This is a genomic window from Komagataeibacter kakiaceti JCM 25156 (genome assembly GCF_000613305.1).
In genome coordinates, this window is sequence record NZ_BAIO01000351.1 from 1 (window position 1) to 2510 (window position 2510).

The 2510-nt window shown below is 66.6% G+C and carries 1 protein-coding gene and 2 pseudogenes; all 3 read left to right on the forward strand.

The features are described from left to right. Positions 1–891: pseudogene (locus tag JCM25156_RS32175) on the forward strand (aspartate kinase); the annotation flags it as partial. A 47-nt stretch (positions 892–938) separates the two neighbouring features. Next, positions 939–1986 (forward strand): annotated as a pseudogene (locus JCM25156_RS24465) (NAD(P)H-dependent flavin oxidoreductase). Beyond that, complete coding sequence (locus JCM25156_RS24470) at positions 1983–2414, forward strand: helix-turn-helix domain-containing protein (protein ID WP_306301750.1); 432 nt, start codon at positions 1983–1985, stop codon at positions 2412–2414. The pseudogene JCM25156_RS24465 and the gene JCM25156_RS24470 overlap by 4 nt, the downstream one beginning before the upstream one ends. Positions 2415–2510 lie beyond the last annotated feature (96 nt).

Below are 2510 nucleotides of genomic sequence, written 5' to 3' on the forward strand. Positions count from 1 at the left end.
CGACGGCACGGCGCTGGTCGCCAGCATGAAGGCGGGGCAGGTGCCGGTCTGCGCCGGTTTCCAGGGCATCGGCTGACGGGCGGATCACGACGCTGGGGCGCGGGGGGTCCGATACCTCGGCCGTGGCGCTGGCGGCGGCGCTGAAGGCGGACCGGTGTGATATCTACACGGACGTGGACGGAATCTATACAACCGACCCCCGTATTGTTACCAAGCACGCAAGCTGCACAGGATTACCTACGAGGAGATGCTCGAACTCGCATCCGTAGGGGCCAAGGTGCTCCAGACCCGTAGTGTGGAACTGGCCATGAAGGAGCGCGTGCGCGTGCAGGTGCTGTCCAGTTTCAATGATGGTCCGGCACCATCCGAAGGCATCTGCCCGGTTCATTAGTCGTGGATGAGGACGAAATCGTGGAACAGGAACAGGTCGCCGGAATTGCCTACTCCCGGGATGAGGCGAAACTTTCCGTCCGCCGGGTTCCCGACCGCCCGGGCATTGCCGCGGCGGTATTCGGCCCGCTGTCGGACGCCAACGTGAACGTGGACATGATCGTGCAGAGCACGGGCGATGACGGCATGACCAACATGACCTTCACGGTCAGCAAGAACGACCTGGAGCGCGCCATCGCGGCGCTGGACGCGCACCGCGCCACCATCCAGTACGGCGAACTGCTGACCGATAACGATGTGGTGAAGATAAGCGTGGTCGGCGTGGGCATGCGGTCGCACGCCGGCGTGGCCAGCACGATGTTCCGCACGCTGGCGGAGCGCAACATCAACGTGCAGGTCATCTCCACCAGCGAAATCAAGGTTTCGGTGCTGATCGCCGCCGAATATACCGAACTCGCGGTGCGCGCCCTGCATACCGCCTATGGTCTTGATGCGGCGTGAGCGGAACCGACATGACATCTCCCGGCACACCCGAAATCACGGCGGCCATGGCCGATCCCGCCCGCCGGGCGGAAGCCCGCGCCCGGCTCGACCATCTGTGGGGCCGGGGCACGCGCTTCCTTGGCAGTGAATACGCGCTTCTGGCCGGGGCGATGTCATGGGTCAGCGAGCGTCATCTCGTCTCGGCCATTTCCAACGCCGGCGGCTTTGGCGTGCTGGCCTGCGGCGCGATGGAGCCGGACCGTCTGGCCGAGGAAATCGCCGCCACACAGGCCCTGACCACGCGCCCCTTCGGCGTCAACCTGATCACCATGCACCCCCGGCTCGACCAGCTCGTGCGCGTCTGCCTGGATGCGGGCATCACCATGTGGTGCTGGCCGGTGGCATCCCGCCCGGCCCGGTCATCCGCGCCATCAGGGAAGGCGGGGCGAAGGTCATCGCCTTCGCGCCCGCGCTGGTGCTGGCCAGGCGGCTGGTCCGTCTGGGCGTCGATGCGCTGGTGATCGAGGGATCGGAAGCGGGCGGGCATGTCGGCCCGGTCTCCCTGACCGTGCTGGCGCAGGAGATCCTGCCCCATATCCATGACGTGCCGGTCTTTGTCGCCGGTGGGCTGGGGCGGGGGATGCGATCCTGTCCTATCTCGAACTTGGCGCGTCCGGCGCGCAGTTGGGCACGCGCTTCGCCGCCTCACGCGAGAGCATCGCGCATGAACGCTTCAAGAAGGCGTTCATCCGCGCCAACGCGCGTGACGCCGTGACCTCCGTCCAGCTTGATGAGCGTTTTCCCGTCATTCCCGTGCGCGGGCTCAACAATGCGGGCACGCGTGAGTTCCTGCAGCATCAGGCCGAAACGCTGCGCCGCTTTCAGGCCGGTGAACTGACCCGGGAAGCCGCCCAGCTTGATATCGAGCATTTCTGGGCCGGATCCCTGCGCCGCGCCGTGATCGAGGGCGATGTGGAAAACGGCTCCGTCATGGCGGGGCAGTCGGTCGGCATGATCACCGCCGAGCAGCCGGTTGCCGAAATCATCCGGGAACTGGTCGATCAGGCCATTGACGCCCTGATCCGGCAGGAGGAGAGGGCACGCTACGGATGAGCGACGGCAAGCGCATGTTCCGCTCCAACCCCGCGACAGCGGCCGCCCCCGAACCCGGCAGGGCATCGTCCCCATCGGTCGGTGACGAACTGCGCGCGAAGCGGGAGGAAATGGGCTGGAAACTGCCCGATGTCGCGGCGTGGCTGCGCATCCGCCTGTCCTATCTGGAAGCACTGGAAGGCGACCGCCCCGGCGAAATGCCCGGCAGTGCGTACGCCGTCGGCTTCCTGCGCACCTACGCCAAGGCCCTGGGCCTGAATCCGGAACCCCTTGTTGAACGCTTCAAGGTGGAAAGCCGGGGGGCGTTCACCAGGCGCGCCGAACTCTCCTTTCCCGTGCCGCTGCCCGATCGCGGGCTGCCGACGGGTGTGCTGCTTTTGTGCGGAATCGTCGTTCTGGTGGGGGCCTATGTGGCTGGTACCGGCTGACTGGATCGCCCGGCATGGATCACGACGCCCCGGCCCGGCTGACGCTGCCGGGGCTTTCATCGGCCACTACGGCATCGCCGCAGGTAGCCTCCGTCC